The organism is Pseudomonas mandelii (genome assembly GCF_006438925.1).
In the GTDB taxonomy this organism is placed as follows: domain Bacteria; phylum Pseudomonadota; class Gammaproteobacteria; order Pseudomonadales; family Pseudomonadaceae; genus Aquipseudomonas; species Aquipseudomonas mandelii_C.
Window position 1 is genome coordinate 127,695 of record NZ_RCZA01000010.1, and the last position, 16,276, is coordinate 143,970.

At 57.9% G+C, this 16,276-nt stretch carries 12 protein-coding genes and 1 pseudogene; 6 read left to right on the top strand and 7 right to left on the bottom strand.

Going from position 1 to position 16,276, the window contains the following annotated elements; all coding sequences use genetic code 11:
• The first annotated feature begins 142 nt into the window (after positions 1-142).
• The 5 genes and pseudogenes from EAH74_RS22940 (at position 143) to EAH74_RS33955 (ending at position 4,105) form a co-directional block, all read left to right on the top strand.
• A complete protein-coding gene (locus EAH74_RS22940; protein WP_140681265.1) occupies positions 143-775 on the top strand; it encodes a CDP-alcohol phosphatidyltransferase family protein in 633 nt (210 codons plus the stop codon).
• Positions 762-1,361: a lysophospholipid acyltransferase family protein gene (locus tag EAH74_RS22945; protein ID WP_140681266.1), complete on the top strand. Its 600-nt coding sequence runs from the start codon at positions 762-764 to the stop codon at positions 1,359-1,361. Before EAH74_RS22940 ends, EAH74_RS22945 begins: the two co-directional genes overlap by 14 nt.
• A complete protein-coding gene (locus tag EAH74_RS22950) occupies positions 1,358-2,305 on the top strand; it encodes a phosphatidate cytidylyltransferase (protein ID WP_140681267.1) in 948 nt (315 codons plus the stop codon). Before EAH74_RS22945 ends, EAH74_RS22950 begins: the two co-directional genes overlap by 4 nt.
• Before the next feature lie 165 nt (positions 2,306-2,470).
• A pseudogene (locus EAH74_RS33950) lies at positions 2,471-3,226 on the top strand (MCP four helix bundle domain-containing protein); the annotation flags it as partial.
• A 153-nt stretch (positions 3,227-3,379) separates the two neighbouring features.
• Positions 3,380-4,105: a methyl-accepting chemotaxis protein gene (locus EAH74_RS33955; protein WP_430539797.1), complete on the top strand. Its 726-nt coding sequence runs from the start codon at positions 3,380-3,382 to the stop codon at positions 4,103-4,105.
• Positions 4,106-4,210: 105 nt separating this feature from the next.
• Here EAH74_RS33955 and ilvD read toward each other — a convergent pair whose 3' ends face one another.
• The gene (gene ilvD / locus EAH74_RS22960) at positions 4,211-5,893 is read right to left on the bottom strand and encodes a dihydroxy-acid dehydratase (RefSeq protein ID WP_140681270.1); all 1,683 of its coding nucleotides are present in this window, start codon (positions 5,891-5,893) and stop codon (positions 4,211-4,213) included.
• A gap of 388 nt (positions 5,894-6,281) precedes the next feature.
• Between ilvD and mqo the strand changes: the two genes are divergently transcribed.
• A complete protein-coding gene (gene mqo, locus EAH74_RS22965; protein ID WP_140681271.1) occupies positions 6,282-7,928 on the top strand; it encodes a malate dehydrogenase (quinone) in 1,647 nt (548 codons plus the stop codon).
• A 119-nt stretch (positions 7,929-8,047) separates the two neighbouring features.
• On the opposite strand, the gene EAH74_RS22970 is transcribed toward mqo, so the two are convergent.
• From EAH74_RS22970 to EAH74_RS23000, 6 genes are all read right to left on the bottom strand, one after another.
• On the bottom strand, positions 8,048-8,323 hold the full coding sequence (locus tag EAH74_RS22970; RefSeq protein WP_140681272.1) for a hypothetical protein: 276 nt from the start codon (positions 8,321-8,323) through the stop codon (positions 8,048-8,050).
• Positions 8,324-8,584: 261 nt separating this feature from the next.
• Positions 8,585-9,208: a hypothetical protein gene (locus EAH74_RS22975; RefSeq protein WP_140681273.1), complete on the bottom strand. Its 624-nt coding sequence runs from the start codon at positions 9,206-9,208 to the stop codon at positions 8,585-8,587.
• A 116-nt stretch (positions 9,209-9,324) separates the two neighbouring features.
• On the bottom strand, positions 9,325-10,143 hold the full coding sequence (dapF, locus tag EAH74_RS22985) for a diaminopimelate epimerase (protein ID WP_140681464.1): 819 nt from the start codon (positions 10,141-10,143) through the stop codon (positions 9,325-9,327).
• A gap of 272 nt (positions 10,144-10,415) precedes the next feature.
• Positions 10,416-11,435, bottom strand: coding sequence for an AbrB family transcriptional regulator (locus tag EAH74_RS22990; RefSeq protein WP_140681275.1), 1,020 nt, complete (start codon positions 11,433-11,435; stop codon positions 10,416-10,418).
• A 151-nt stretch (positions 11,436-11,586) separates the two neighbouring features.
• Positions 11,587-13,842, bottom strand: coding sequence for a catalase/peroxidase HPI (gene katG / locus EAH74_RS22995; RefSeq protein WP_140681277.1), 2,256 nt, complete (start codon positions 13,840-13,842; stop codon positions 11,587-11,589).
• A gap of 380 nt (positions 13,843-14,222) precedes the next feature.
• Positions 14,223-16,259, bottom strand: a complete 2,037-nt coding sequence (locus tag EAH74_RS23000) for an LTA synthase family protein (protein ID WP_140681278.1) — start codon at positions 16,257-16,259, stop codon at positions 14,223-14,225.
• Positions 16,260-16,276 lie beyond the last annotated feature (17 nt).

The window sequence follows — 16,276 nt, forward strand, 5'->3', positions numbered from 1 at the left end:
GTCCCCAGGTTTAAGCTCGGAACGGTGTTCCAGAAAATTCGATAACACCGCCAGCGGTTTTGCACATTGCTGGGTGTGGTCAGCGCGACTCGCCACTACAATGCGATCTGTAGTAACTCATCATTTATAGGGATATTGGCTAGTGGATGACAACAGAAGGCCCATCAAGACGCGCTCTGCGGGCTGGGCAAGACGCATCACCGACATTCTGGTGAAAAGAGACATTTCCCCCAATCAGATATCCGTCGCCAGCATCGCCTTCGCGTTTGCCGGCGTCGTGGCGCTCAATATTGATAGCGGTGTCATTGGATCGATCTGCTGCGCGATCGGCATTCAGTTGCGCCTGCTGTGCAACCTCTTCGATGGGATGGTGGCGATAGAGGGCGGCAAGAAGTCCGACATCGGCAGTCTCTACAACGAATTTCCCGACCGGATAGCCGACAGTCTGTTGATCGTAGGGTTGGGGTATGCCGTTGGGCAATCCGACCTCGGATGGTTTGCTGCCCTCGCGGCGGCACTGACTGCTTATGTCAGGGTGTTCGGCGGCTCGCTTGGTCTCAAGCAGACTTTCATGGGCCCTATGGCCAAGCAGCATCGAATGGCCGTAATGATCGCAGGACTGCTGCTGAATGCCGTCGAAACCAGCGTTTATGGCACTCACTACGTCCTGTTGATCGCGCTGGCTGTCATCGCCATTGGTTCAGTCGTAACCTGCGTCACACGAACGCTGGCGATCGCCAGGCAGCTGAAGGGGGCCGACCATGTGGATCAGTAATGCGCTGATTTCTGTTCTTCGACTGGTTATTGGCGTCACGGCCAGATGGGAGAGTCCACCGGATCTCTCGCGTCAGCGAATCTATTTCGCCAACCACACCAGTCACATGGACACCTTGGCCATCATTGCGGCCCTGCCGCCCGAGGCCAGGTTAAATGTGAAGCCGATCGCCGCTGCCGATTACTGGGGAAAGAACCGGTTTCTGTCGTACATCTCCCAGAAAGGCCTGAATGCCGTGTTGATTGACCGTAAACCGGCGCCCGGTAAAAACGCGCTGGAGCCCATTTTCGATGTGGTGCAGGCGGGTCATTCGATCATCTTTTTTCCGGAAGGCACTCGCTCATCCGAGGCACTGCCCGGGGAATTCAAATCAGGTCTTTACCGGTTGAGCGAAACTTTCCCCGATGTCGACCTGGTGCCGATCTACCTGGAAAACCTTCATCGCTCCATGCCCAAAGGCAAACACGTCCCTCTGCCGATCATCTGCACGATCCGTATCGGCAATCCGATGGAAAGGATTGCTGGCGAGGATAAACAGGTGTTTCTGGAACGCGCGCGTAACGCCATTGTGGGGCTGTCGAAATGAGTCTTGAAGCCAAGTTTTTGTGGTTCTTTTTTGGATTGGCCTGCTTGCTGGCGATTGCTTCGCTGGCCGGTCGATTGCTGGCCCGGCGGGCCAAAACGGAAGGTGCTGTCTCGACCATCGAAAACCTCAATCAGCGCGTGAATGCCTGGTGGGGGATGGTCATCATCTTCTTCGTGTCCTACCTGCTGGGCGGCAATGCAACGGTTGTCCTGTTCGGATTCATCTCACTGTTCGCGCTCAGGGAATTCATCACCCTGACACCGACCAGGCGAGGTGACCATAACGCCCTGTTTTCGGCGTTTTTCATCCTGATCCCGCTGCAATACATTCTGATCGGTACTCACTGGTATTCGATGTTTACGCTGCTGATTCCGGTGTATTCATTCCTGCTGCTACCGGCGATTGCGGTGCTGAGCCAGGACACTGACGGCTTCCTGGAAAGGACGGCAAAGATCCAGTGGGGCGTGATGATCTGCATTTATTGCATCAGCCATGCGCCCGCGCTTTTGCTCCTGGATCTGCAAGGATTCGCGGGCCAAAACGCGCTGCTGCTGTTCTATCTGGTGTTTGTCGTTCAGTTGAGTGACGTGTTGCAGTACGTGTTCGGCAAACTCTTCGGCAAGCACAAAGTTGCGCCGCTGGTGAGTCCATCAAAAACGGTGGAAGGACTGGTCGGTGGCGGCCTGTCTGCAACGCTGATTGGCGGCTGCATGTTCTGGATGACCCCCTTCAGCTTCTGGCAGTCACTGATGATGTCGTTCGTCATCGTGGTGATGGGCTTCCTCGGTGGGCTGGTCATGTCGGCGATCAAACGCAGTCTGAGCGCCAAGGACTGGGGCACCATGATCAAAGGTCACGGCGGCATGCTCGACCGGATGGACTCGATTTGCTTCGCAGCGCCGATTTTCTTCCACCTGACGCGCTACTTCTTCTCCGCTGCCTGATTCGGGCGCCATCAAAACCGAAAAAACATACCGCATGTCGTAAAGACATGCGCGTATGGGTACTTCGCTTCATTAACCACTCGTGCCGGTCGATAACCTTTTCAGCAAACCAATCCGCAGTTGGCTTTACGCCACTGACAAACGTGCTGAGAGAGGATCCACAGAGTGTCCATAAAATTACGTTTGATTCTGCTGATTGGCACCGGGCTGATTACCGCGTTGATCATGAGCCTGGTCAGTTACCTGGGAAACACCCAGATGGCTGCTGCGGTGAATGACAACGAGGTCAGTATGGCCGTGCTGCGCAATCACCTCGAAGCCGACATGATGCACGACGCGTTACGCGCCGACGTGCTGTCCGCGATGTTGGTCGGGTTGGGTAAAAGCACCAGCAGCAAAGCCGAGGTGCGCAGTTCCATCGAGGAACATGCGGCGCATTTTCGTGAAATGCTCGGTGAAAACCTTAAGCTGCCGGTCAACGACACCATTAAGGGGGCCCTGAACAAGATCAAGCCCAGCCTCGATACCTACATCAGCGCAGCCGAAGGCATCGTCGGGCTGGCGCTGGAAAATCCGGAGGCCGCGCAGCAACAACTGGGCAGTTTCAGTAGCGTATTCAGCCAGCTGGAAAATCAGTTGGCCGCCCTCAGCGAACTGATCGAGACCAACACCCAACAGACCCGTGCCGGTACTCAAAAAGTCATCAGCAACGCCAATTTCACCCTCGGTGGTGTCCTCATTGCCAGCCTGTTATTGCTGCTCGCCCAAGGGCGCTCGGTGATGCTGAGCATCATGGGGCCGTTGCAGACCGCCAGCCGCATCGCCGACAGCATCGCCCATGGCAACCTGAGCGAACCGATTGTCGAGCCCACCCACAACGACGAAGCCAGCGCACTGATTCGCAGCCTCGCGACCATGCAGCGCGACCTGCGCGGCATGATCGAAGTTGTGCGCAGCAACGCCCACGGCGTGAGTGGCATGAGTGAACAATTGAGCAGCGGCTGCCACGAAGTGGCCGGTAGCAGCCAGCAGCAAAGCGTAGCCGCCAGCACCATGGCGGCGGCTGCCAGCACCATGGCGGCGGCTGCCAGCGAAATGACCGCGAGCATCGAGGAGATCACCCGGCATGCCGAGCGCGCACTGAACATGGCCAACCAGGCCGAGGCACTGGCCAAGGATGGCGGTCGCGTGATCCATCAGGTGGTGAACGACATGGACGGCATTGCGCGTTCGGCGCAGCAATCGGCCCAGGTGATCCGCACGCTGGACAAGGAGTCCGAAGGGATTTTCAGCATCATTCAGGTGATCAAGGGCATCGCCGACCAAACCAACCTGCTGGCGCTCAACGCCGCGATCGAAGCCGCTCGTGCCGGTGAGCAAGGGCGTGGGTTTGCCGTGGTGGCCGACGAAGTGCGCAGCCTGGCGGGACGCACCAGCGCCTCCACCCAGGAAATTGCCACGATGGTCTCACGCATCCAGCAAAGCACCCGCGAGGCGGTGACCAGCATGGAGGCGGGCGTGGCGCAGGTCGACAAAGGCATGGCCGTGACCGCCGACGTCGAGCGCGCCATCCGCGAAATCCTCGAAGCCACGCTGAACACCACGCAACTGGTCAATGACATCACCCGCACCATCGGTGAGCAGAGCCTGGCCAGCAACGAAATCGCCCATCAGGTCGAAATGATTGCCGGTATGTCCGAAGGCAATAGCAAGGTCATTGGCCGAACCGCCTCGACCACCGATGAGTTGTCCACCCTGGCAGGCAAGCTGTCGCAATCGGTCGACCGGTTTCGGCTTTGAGGCGGGACTAAAAGATCGCAGCCTTCGGCAACTCCTACGGGATTTGCGTACATCCGGGACGTACGCAATCGATGTAGGAGCTGGCGCAGCCTGCGATCTTTTGATCTAGAGGTACTTATCCGTAACCGCGCCTTCCGAGGCACTGGACACGGTCTTCGCGTACTTGGCCAACACACCGCGTTTGTACTTGGATTCCGGGCGCACCCAGCGGGTCTTGCGCTCGGCCAGTTCGGCGTCGGAGACATCGACCGTAATCTGCCGTGTTTCGGCGTCGATGGTGATCTTGTCGCCGTCTTCAATCAGCGCGATCGGCCCGCCATCAAAGGCTTCGGGCGTGATATGGCCCACCACAAATCCATGTGAACCGCCGGAGAAGCGGCCATCGGTGATAAGCGCAACGTCCTTGCCCAACCCTTTGCCCATGACCGCCGAAGTCGGCGAGAGCATTTCGCGCATGCCCGGGCCGCCCTTGGGGCCTTCGTAGCGAATCACGATCACATCGCCGGCTTTGACTTCGCCATTGAGGATGCCGGCCAGCGCGCCTTCCTCGCCGTGATACACACGAGCCGTGCCTTCAAAGCGCAAGCCTTCCTTGCCGGTGATCTTGGCCACAGCGCCGGTGGGCGAAAGGTTGCCGCGCAGCACCACTAAATGGGAGTCCTTTTTGATCGGTTGGTCGAAAGGCAGGATCACGTCCTGGCCTTCGGGGTAGTCGGGCACGTTTTCCAGGTTTTCGGCCAGGGTTTTGCCGGTGACCGTCAGCGCATCGCCATGCAGCATGCCGGCGGCGAGCATGCGCTTCATCAGCGGCTGGATGCCGCCGATGGCCACCAGTTCGCTCATCATGTATTGGCCGCTGGGGCGCAGGTCGGCCACCACCGGGGACACCTTGCCCAACTCGACGAAATCATCCAGCGTCAGCTCGACATCCACGGCATGCGCCATGGCCAGAAGGTGCAGCACGGCATTGGTCGAGCCGGCGAGGGCGATCACCACCCGAATCGCATTTTCAAAGGCCTTGCGGGTCATGATGTCGCGCGGTTTGATGTCTCGTTTGAGCAGCTCCATGACCTGCTGGCCGGCGCGGAAACTGTCCGAAGCCTTGTCGCTGCCGACGGCCTCCTGAGAGCTGGAACCGGGCAGGCTCATGCCCAACGCCTCAATGGCGGAAGCCATGGTGTTGGCCGTGTACATGCCGCCGCAGGAGCCGGGGCCTGGAATCGCCACTTCCTCGATTTGCTTGACTTGAATCTCGCTGATGTCACCCCGTGCGTGCTGACCCACGGCCTCGAATACGGAGATGATATCGGTGTGGCCGGCGCCCGGCCGGATGGTGCCGCCATAGACGAAGATGGAAGGGCGATTCAGTCGCGCCATGCCGATCAGGCAGCCCGGCATGTTCTTGTCACAACCGCCCACAGTCACCAGACCGTCAAAGCCTTCGCAGCCGGCCACCACTTCAATCGAATCGGCGATCACTTCCCGTGATACCAGCGAATACTTCATGCCTTCGGTGCCGTTGGCGATGCCGTCGGAAATGGTGATCGTGTTGAAAATGACACCCTTGGCACCGGCGGCATTCGCGCCTTTTTCGGCTTCAATGGCCAGCTTGTCGATGTGCATGTTGCAGGGCGTGACCATCGCCCACGTGGAGGCGATACCGATCTGCGGTTTTTTGAAGTCTTCGTCCGTAAAACCCACGGCCCGCAGCATCGCGCGGCCGGGCGTGCGCTCCACGCCGTCGACCACTTGGGAGGAATATTTGCGCAAATCGTCTTTGTCGCTCATGACTGCTCCTCACAGGTTCATCTAGAAAATCACGATGAGTATAGTGGGCTCAGCACCCGTGCCCGGACTATCAAGTCGGGAACAGACGCGCGGGTTTGCCGTGTCGTGATATTCTTCGCCCCAACTTGCTTTGACCTATTCAGTTTGCGCGTTCTCGAGACGCGCCAACAGAATCACTGTCGCTCAAGTAGCTGAAGCCAATAAAGATAAAAAGTCAGTTCAGTAGGGACATATAAACTGAGGTCGATGGAGACACGTCGGCCTTGTGTGCCCACCCTCCAATCCTGATCAGTGCGCAACCCACAGCATGCTGCCTGCATGCCGTGAACCAGGGGGCCTCATGCATGAGGATGGAAGGGCGGATGGCGTTTTATCAAAGGTGCTACAGATGTTTAAGAAAATGAACACGGCCCTGCTGGGGCTGGCTTTGTCGATGGGGATCACGTCCGTTCACGCGGAAGAGGCAAAGAAAGTCGATGTGCTGCTCATTGGCGGCGGCATCATGAGCGCGACCCTCGGTGTTTGGCTCAATGAGCTGGAACCTGGCACTTCGATGGAAATGATCGAGCGCCTCGATGGCGTCGCCCTGGAAAGCTCCAATGGCTGGAACAACGCCGGTACCGGTCACTCCGCCCTGGCCGAGTTGAACTACACCCCGGAAGACGATAAAGGCAACGTTCAGATCCCGAAAGCCGTTGAAATCAACGAAGCCTTCCAGATCTCCCGTCAATTCTGGGCCTGGCAGGTTCAGCAAGGCGTGCTGAAGAACCCGCGTTCGTTCATCAACTCCACGCCGCACATGAGCTTTGTGTGGGGCGATGACAACATCAAGTTCCTGAAAAAGCGCTACGAAGCCCTGCAAGCGAGCCCGCTGTTCGCCGGCATGCAGTACTCCGAAGACCCGGCTGTGATCAAGAAGTGGGTTCCGCTGATGATGGAAGGGCGTGACCCGAACCAGAAAGTCGCGGCCACCTGGACCCCGATTGGCACCGACGTCAACTTTGGCGAGATCACCCGCCAGTTCGTCGCGCACCTGCAAACCACGCCGAAGTTCGACCTGAAACTGTCTAGCGAAGTGCAAGACATCACCAAGAACGAAGACGGCAGCTGGCGCGTCAGCTACAAAAACCTGAAAGACGGCACCAAAACCGAAACCGACGCCAAGTTTGTGTTCATCGGCGCGGGCGGCGGTGCACTGCACCTGCTGCAGAAGTCCGGCATTCCTGAAGCCAAGGAATACGCAGGCTTCCCGGTAGGCGGCTCGTTCCTCGTGACCGAAAACCCGACCATCGCCGAGCAACACCTGGCCAAGGCCTACGGCAAAGCCTCCGTTGGCGCACCGCCAATGTCGGTTCCGCACCTGGACACCCGCGTTCTGGACGGCAAGCGCGTCATCCTGTTTGGCCCATTCGCGACCTTCAGCACCAAGTTCCTGAAAGAAGGCTCGTACCTGGATCTGTTGACCACTACTACCACGCACAACGTGTGGCCAATGACCAAAGTCGGCATCAAGGAATACCCGCTGGTCGAGTACCTTGCTGGCCAACTGATGCTGTCTGACGAAGACCGCCTCAACGCCCTGAAAGAATACTTCCCGAACGCCAAAGCCGAAGACTGGCGCCTGTGGCAAGCCGGCCAACGCGTGCAAATCATCAAGCGTGATGAAGCCGCGGGTGGCGTGCTGAAGTTGGGTACCGAGATTGTTGCCTCGCAAGACGGCACCATCGCTGGTCTGCTGGGCGCATCGCCGGGCGCTTCGACGGCGGCACCGATCATGCTGACCGTGCTGCAGAAGGTGTTCAAGGACAAGGTTGCTTCCCCAGCCTGGCAGGAAAAGCTGCACCAGATCGTGCCGAGCTATGGCACTCAGTTGAATGGCAGCCCTGAGAAAGTGGCTGAAGAGTGGGCTTACACCGCCAAGGTGTTGCAGCTGACTCCGCCGCCGGCGATTGGTCAGGTGGTGGCTCCGGCTGCTGCTCCGGCTGCGCCGGCCAAGGCTCCGAAGGCTAATGCTGCGACTGATATGGCTCTGTAACTAGAGGCCAAATCAAAAGCCCACTGAACCGGTGACGGTCAGTGGGCTTTTTTGTGTCTGGGATTCAGTTCCTGCAGGTTACTCAACACTAAGGCGGAAGCGGGCGGACCGCTCACTCATTACTGCGTAGGTTTTTTCTCAACGTCCTTCGAACCGCTAGAGGTGGCCGCATCTTTGTCCGTCTCTTCCGACTCCGCACCAGAGTTTGAACCCGCAGCTTCCTCGCCTTTTTTGTCGGCCTTGTCCTCCTTGGATTCAGAGCTCTGAGCCTGATTGATTCCGGGAAGCGCGGCAGGTGGCACAGCAGATTCTCCAGTCGCCTTTTCGGCAGCCAGTGCGAAAAGCGAGCAGGCGAACAGGCCCGCGATCGTGAGAGCAGCAATTGTCCTGTTCATCATTTAGGCCTGCCATGTGAGGGGGTGTACAGCGTTGGAGAAACCGGGAAGGGGAAGGTGCCGGGAAGCTGACAAACGGCAGGGGAGCGAGGTTACGGCTGCTGATGAAATGTCTTTGTAAGTAAGCGTAATCGCAAAGCCCACTGAACCGGTGACGGTCCGTTGGCTTTTTTGTGTCTGGAATTCGATCTTGCAGATTACGAATTGCTAAGACTGACGAGTTTTTTGTGGCGAGGGGGCTTGCCCTAGAAAGGTGAACGATCATTCAATGTCGTACATCAATTCCAAGCTTTTTATCCATTCATTCGGCGCATTGTATCTTGCGTAATAAATCTCCCTTTCTGCTCCGCTTAAATCAGTAAAAAACGGCGAGAAGTAGCTGTCGTTATAGTAGCCCTGAGCGCCTTGCATATTTCCTCCCCACCACAAAGGGTTGTACCCCTCAAACGCTATCCAGGGTGGCGGAACGGCCAATTTCTCAAGCTGAATGATGTTTAGAAATTCGGCGCTGTTCGTAACCATCCGCATCGTTGTGGCGTTAAATTCTCCGTCGGATCTGAAATAGATCAGGTGGTTGTATTCTCGGATGTCTGAATAACGCTTTACGGGAAGGTCGTTGAATAGTTTTTCAGTCTTGAACCTGAAATTCGATTCGACAAGTGCCGAAAACTTATGAACGTCTTCATTGCCGATTAAGAAAGCAGAGTAATAGGCCGAGATACCGATATCGTCCAAAGATACCACTTGCGGATAGTCGGTCAGAGACCGAGGGAGACGTGATAGAGGCTCAGCAAAAACCGACTTCAACTCTGGTATGGAGTAGCCGGCAACTTGCTCCTCCTGGCCACGTCTTACGAAAGATTTTATCCGACTGAAAATACTCATTCCCTATCCTCGATCCATTTTCAAGCGTTGACAGATAGGCGTGCTGCTCGACTATCCAAGCATCCGGGTAGGGTTCCGAGTCCTCTGGACCGCCTCTGTTTATCACGATATAGCAGCTATAAAGCTTGCAATAAACTATCCGTGATCATTCCCGAAAAAGTCGTCTCTACCGGTCCAATGAGAAAGACCGGTCCCACGCCATCCCATTGAACCGTTACGGTTCCGCCATCACATTCAACCTCAACGGAGTTGTCTAACAAACCACGACGAATTCCGTTAACAGCGGCGCCACAAGAGCAGGAACCTGAACCGAGCGGAATACCACCCCAGCGCTCCCAGATGCGCAACCGAATGCGCTTTCGGTTAATGATCTGGACGAAATGCACGTTGGTCCTGAGGGGAAACAGGGAGTTGTTTTCAATTGTCGGTCCAATTGCCGCTATATCAATGGCTGTTAGATCATCCACAAAATAGGTGCAGTGCGGATTTCCCATGCTGCAAGCTGTTGGGTCTCCAGCAAGTGGCAAATCAGCAGTGTCCAGTTCCAGCGACAGAGGAATTTCCGACCAACCGAAAAGCGGCTCCCCCATGTTGACGGAAATTGCGCCGGTTGAAGTTCGTTCGCAAGTGAGTAGACCACGCTTGGTTCGGAGCGCTATCGAAGAAGTATTTGATTCGAGCATCAACATATCCGCGGCACCCCGCGTTGCACTGCCACACACATCCAGCGTGGAGCCATCTGCGTTCCAAAACATCAAACGCGCATCTGCATCATCGCAATCGAGCACTACCGCGAGTTGATTGAATCCGATTCCTCGGGTCCGATCACCCATTCGCCGAGCCAGGGTACTTGTCATTGGATTGACCGCGTTTCGCGAGTCCACAATAACGAAGTCATCGCCATTGGCGTGCATTTTATGAAAACTCAGCGGCATAAATAGACCCTGGCGGAATTGATATTTAAAGGCGATCCAGCCCCAATTTGGCATTCTGATCCGTATTTTTCTGCGCCATCTGCATCTGTAACGCACACAGCCGCCGGCTCACAATAACGGCACGCTCCGCAGTCGCGGAAACCGCTGCACCGCAAACTCATAATGTAGGAGGCCCAATGGGCAAGATGGCGATTTTCCTGGGTGGATTTCTGGTGTTGACCATTTTGATTGGTGCCCTGGCCACGATCTCTCCCACTTAATCCTTCCTGCGATCAGACATCCTCCCGCCATCGCCGCGCCTGAACGACCAACGCCGGCGCAAAGTGCAGCACGACCATTCGCACCAGGTGATGGGTCAGGATGAACACCACGTTCAGCCCGCCACTGAAGGCGACGAGGGCGATGGTTTCGATGGCGCCAGGCATGTACGCCAGCCACAACGACAAGGGGTCGCTGCCCAGAACCCGTCCGGCCACGCCGGCAAACGCCGCTGCGATCAGTAACATCAGGGCGACGGCCATCAGTCCGGCCCGTCCGTGGCGGATAAGGTCTGCGAGGCTGATGTCTTTGAACTTCGAGCCAATCAGCACGCCGAGGAGGACCACGGCGGTGTTGACAGTCCATGACGGCAGGTGGAAGGCCTGGAGATAGCCCAGCTTGAGGTAGACGCCGGTGACGACGATCGCGGTGAGCATGAACGGTGCTGGAACGCCGACACGCAACAGCAAGCGGCCGAGCAGCAGGCACAAGGCGATCAGCAACAGCAGGGTCAGCGCGGTACTCGTAAGCAGCGGGCTGCTCTCGGCAAGTGCCACGTCGGTCTGTCCGGGAATGCAAAAACTCACCAGCACGGTGATCGATAACAGTCGCACCAAGTGCACGACGATCACCTTGCTGGAAGCGCGCTCGGACTCGAGCAAATCGAACACGGCGGCGAGTGCGCCCGGATACACGGCTAACAGGGAGTCCTTCGGGTTCCATCCCGAGACTCTGAGCAGCCACAAACCGGCCACGGCGCTCTGGACCGTCAGGCCCAGCAGCATGAAGCCCAGGCTCGGCAACATGGCGGCCGCCGTTTGGCTATTCCACGACGTGAACATCAGACCGGTCGCGATCCCCAATACGATTTGCACGTAGCCAAGGCTGAAGGGCAGCGTGGGGGAAAAACGCAAGTTGCTGGCGATCAACGCGGTGGCGAGTATCGAGCCGAGCAACAGGCCATGGGGGATACCAGCGTATTGCAGCGCGGTGCCGACGCCGGTGGCGATCAGCAAACACAGTAGGGTTTTCATGGTTTGATGAGTCTTCCTTGATTCATGTTGAACCCAACGCTTGCATCCGGGCCACGCACGTTTTCCCATCTAACGGCGTGAAGCGTCAAGTGACAAAAAGCACAACGCCTCCACAGTGGGAGGCGTTGCAGTTTCAGCAATACCGCTCGTGTTACTTGAGATCGAAGCGATCCAGGTCCATCACTTTGGCCCAGGCGGCTACGAAGTCTTTAACGAACTTCTCCTGCGCATCAGCGGTTGCATAGACTTCAGCCAACGCTCGCAACTGCGCATTCGAGCCGAAGACGAGGTCGACACGGGTGCCGGTCCACTTCACTTCGCCGGTTTTGCGATCGCGCCCTTCAAACTCCTCATTAGCCTCCGACACCGGTTTCCATTCCACGCCCATATCCAGCAGGTTTTTGAAGAAGTCGTTAGTTAGCGCTTCCGGCTGCTTGGTGAATACACCGTGCTTGGTTTGCCCGACGTTGGTGTTCAGCACGCGCATGCCGCCAATGAGCGCGGTCATTTCTGGTGCGGTGAGTGTCAGCAGTTGCGCCTTGTCGATCAACAGCTGCTCGGCCGGGACGCGGTACCTGCCTTTGAGGTAGTTGCGGAAGCCATCAGCGAAGGGTTCGAGGAAGCCGAAAGACTCGACGTCCGTTTGCTCTTGGGAGGCGTCCATCCGTCCTGGCGAGAAAGGCACCGTCACAGTTTGACCGGCATTTTTCGCCGCCTGTTCGACGCCCGCGTTACCGGCCAGCACAATCAAGTCTGCCAGCGAGATCTTCTTGCCGCTGTTGTTGAACTCGCTCTGGATACCCTCGAGTTTCGCCAGCACGTTCGCCAGTTGGTCAGGCTGGTTGGCCTGCCAGAACTTCTGTGGGGCCAGACGCAAACGCCCACCGTTGGCACCGCCGCGTTTGTCGGAGCCTCGGAAGGTCGAAGCCGCCGCCCAAGCCGTTGATACAAGCTGCGAGACGGTCAGCCCCGAGGCCAGCAGTTTGCTCTTGAGTGCGGCGACATCGCTGTCGGTGACCAAAGGATGGTCGACCTCTGGAATCGGATCTTGCCAAATCAGCTCTTCGCTCGGCATTTCCGGGCCGAGGTAGCGGGAGAGGGGACCCATGTCGCGGTGGATCAGCTTGAACCAGGCCCGGGCGAACGCGTCGGCCAACTGGTCTGGATTGGCCAGGAAACGCCGCGAAATTGGCTCGTAGATCGGGTCGAATCGCAGCGACAGGTCGGTGGTCAGCATGGTCGGATTGCGACGTTTGGACGGGTCGTGAGCATCCGGAATGATGCCGGCGCCGGCGTTGTTCTTCGGTATCCACTGGTTCGCACCGGTCGGGCTTTTGCTCAGCTCCCACTCGAAGCCGAACAGGTTTTCCAGATAGTTGTTGCTCCATTTCGTGGGTGTGGTGGTCCAGGTGACTTCCAGGCCGCTGGTGATGGTGTCCGGTCCTTTGCCGGTGCCGAAGCTGTTCTTCCAGCCAAAGCCCTGTGCTTCGAGGCCAGCGGCTTCGGGCTCGGCGCCGACATTGTCGGCAGGTCCGGCGCCGTGGGTCTTGCCAAAGGCGTGGCCGCCGGCGATCAGTGCCACGGTTTCTTCGTCATTCATCGCCATGCGCGCGAAGGTTTCACGGATGTCCTTCCCGGCCGCGACCGGGTCGGGGTTGCCTTCCGGGCCTTCCGGGTTGACGTAGATCAGGCCCATTTGCACGGCGGCGAGCGGGTTCTCCAGGAAGCGCCCCTGGTCGGTGCGGCTCTCCTCATTTTCCCCCGGCTCAGCCACGAGTGGGCCTTCGCCGGGCTCTTGCATGGGCTCGTTTTTTTTGCCGTAGCGGGTGTCGCCGCCCAGCCACTTGTTTTCGGAGCCCCAGTAGACGTCCTCATCCGGTTCCCAAACGTCCGGACGACCGCCAGAAAAGCCAAAGGTCTTGAAGCCCATGGATTCCAGCGCGACGTTGCCGGTGAGGACGATCAGATCTGCCCAGGAAATGTTGCGGCCATATTTTTGCTTGATCGGCCAGAGCAGCCGGCGTGCCTTGTCGAGGCTGACGTTGTCCGGCCAACTGTTGAGCGGCGCGAAGCGTTGCTGACCGGAACCGGCGCCACCACGACCGTCACCGGTGCGGTACGTACCGGCGGAGTGCCAGGCCATGCGAATGAAGAGTGGCCCGTAGTGACCGAAGTCCGCCGGCCACCAGTCCTGGGAATCGGTCATCAACGCAGTCAGGTCTCTTTTGACCGCTTCAAAGTCCAGGCTTTTGAATGCTTCGGCGTAGTTGAAGCCCTCGTCCATGGGATCGGACAGGGACGAGTGCTGATGTAGGATCTTCAGATTCAGTTGGTTCGGCCACCAGTCGCGGTTTGTCGTGCCACCGCCAGCGGCGCTAAGGAACGGGCATTTCGATTCGTTTGCCATGTGTGAGCTACCTTTTGGTCGTATTCATCCGGCTATCCGGCCCAACGTGGGCGTTAAACAGCAACGGGCGAAACCAATGACACAGGCTGCAGGGCCAGCAGTTTGATCAACTGATTGTTTTGATCACAGGGGAATTCTGAACAGCGGCAATCGAGTTGCCTGCACGGTGGCCTACGGCAGGTTTAGTCAGGCTTCTGACCCATTCCTATCTCCTTATCAGCTCTTGACCGGCCGGCTTATGGTGCCGGCGCTCGGATAAGGTTAGACCCCAGTTGGGAAGTCAGCTAATAGGGGGAGTATTGGGTCGTGATAGGCAGAGTCTTTTACGGGTATCAGGGGAAGGCCCCGCGTCTATTTGAAGCATAGACGCGGGAAAGCCGTTACTTTCGAACGTTCTGGTACAGCATCAACCTTGAGGTTTCGTGCATGGCGCGGGTCAGTTGCGACAGGCGTTTGAACTCTTCAGGGTTTTGCTCGGCGACGTTGTCCAGCGGCGTCGGTGAGGCCAGGTCATGGAGACTTGGCGAGCTGCCGTCGTGCTCCATCTGCACCATGTAGTGTTGAGTCACGCCGGCAATCAGCGGGAATGTTCCCTCACGCAGTACCAGGGGGACCACGCGTTCACCCTCGGGCGCGGGCTGCTGAATGTCACGGCCCATGCCGCTGTTGCGAAACTCAAGGCCGGCCATGCCCGCCACGGTGGGCAGCAAGTCCACCAGGCCGACCGCTTCCTTGACCTTACGCGTCCCCAGCAAACCCGGCGCGTGGATGATCATCGGCACCGCGTTGCTTTCCAGACCCAGTTGCTCGTAGGCCGGTGCCAGGAACGGGATTTGCGCGATACGGGTGTTGTGGTCACCAAACAGCACGAAAATGGTGTTGTCGTACCAGCCGCCTGCCTTGGCGATTTCCATCAAGCGACCGATGTTGAAGTCCAGCAAACGCACGGCGTTGTACTGCTCGACGCTGCGCGACCCTGCGGCCTGTACTTCGGCCAGGGTAGGCTGCTTGACCTCGAATCCATCGTTGCTTTTGGGAATCGTGAAGGGACGATGGTTACCAGCCGTCTGCACATAGGCGAAGAACGGTTTGTCCTTGGGCAGGGTTTGCAGGATCTGGTCGGTTTCCTTGAACAGATCCAGGTCTGAAATCCCCCAGACATCCACCACCGGGGATTTCCAGTCCCGCTCTTCGAACAAGCGAACGCCGTCGATGCTTTGCCGGATCAAGGCATTCATGTTGGCCCAGCCGGAGTTGCCGCCGATGGTGTAGATCTTCTCGTAACCGGTGAAGGCGTTGATCAGTGTGTTTTGTTTGGTGATCAACGGATTACGCGTCGCGGTTTCCTGACGGGTGACGTCGGGCACGCCGCTAATGCTGGCCCAGACGGTTTTTGCGGTTCCCGTCACCGGCACATAGAAGTGCTCGAAGAACCAGCTCTGGGTGGCCAGGCGATCGATATTGGGCGTCGGATTGATCGGGTTGCCGTAGGCCCCGACGGCGCTGGTGCCCAGCGATTCCAGCATGACGAACACCACGTTCGGCGGCCGGGAGCCCGGTACTTTGTAGGGTTGTGGCGCCTGGTGACGGACGAAATCAAGGGTTTGCGGGTCGGGTTTGTCCACGCCCAGGTAGTTGGCCATCACCGCGTAGTGTTCGCGCACCTGCGCTTCGTCATAGCGCGACTGGCCGACTTTGACCGTGTCGTAGAGGAACAGCACCGGGTTTAGACCCAACGCAGCGATCTGGTTATTGCCCGAGAAGAACGCATCGCTCCAGCGCAACGGGACCGGGTTCTCAAGGTTCATGTTTTCGACACGACCTAAAATGCCCAGCAGCACCACCACGACCATCAACGCGCCACCCAATGTCGCGGAGAGCCGGCGAATGGCTTTGCGAGGGCGGTCCAGCGTCACGCGTTCCAGACGCACCAGGGCCAGTGTCACTAACGCGACCGTTGCCAGCCAACCCAGTGAAATCCAGATCACCGGGTAGGTCTGCCAGACCATGTCACGGGATATTTGCGCATCCTCGATGAAGCGCAGCACGGTGGCGTTGATCCTCACGCCCAGGTAGGCGTAATGACCAAAATCGATGATGTAAATCAGCAGCAGGACGCTCAGGGTCGCGACCAGATACACGCGGGCGATCCGGCGAAGCAGGCGACTGCCGATCAGGTTCCAGCGAGGAATCCAGGCCAGTAACGCCAACGGCAACATCGCCAGGATGGCCAGGCGCAGATCGAAACGAAAGCCGATCCCCAGGGTTTCCATGACGGCATGTTGGTCGATCAGCGCTCGGGCGTCGAAACCCGAATAGCCGAAAAAGAACAGCACCCGAAGCGCAGAAAACAGCGCGAATGTAATCGCTGTCGCGCCCAACCAGTAATGTAAACGTCTCGAGTGCAGCCAACCCATCCCTGTTCCCCTGTTAA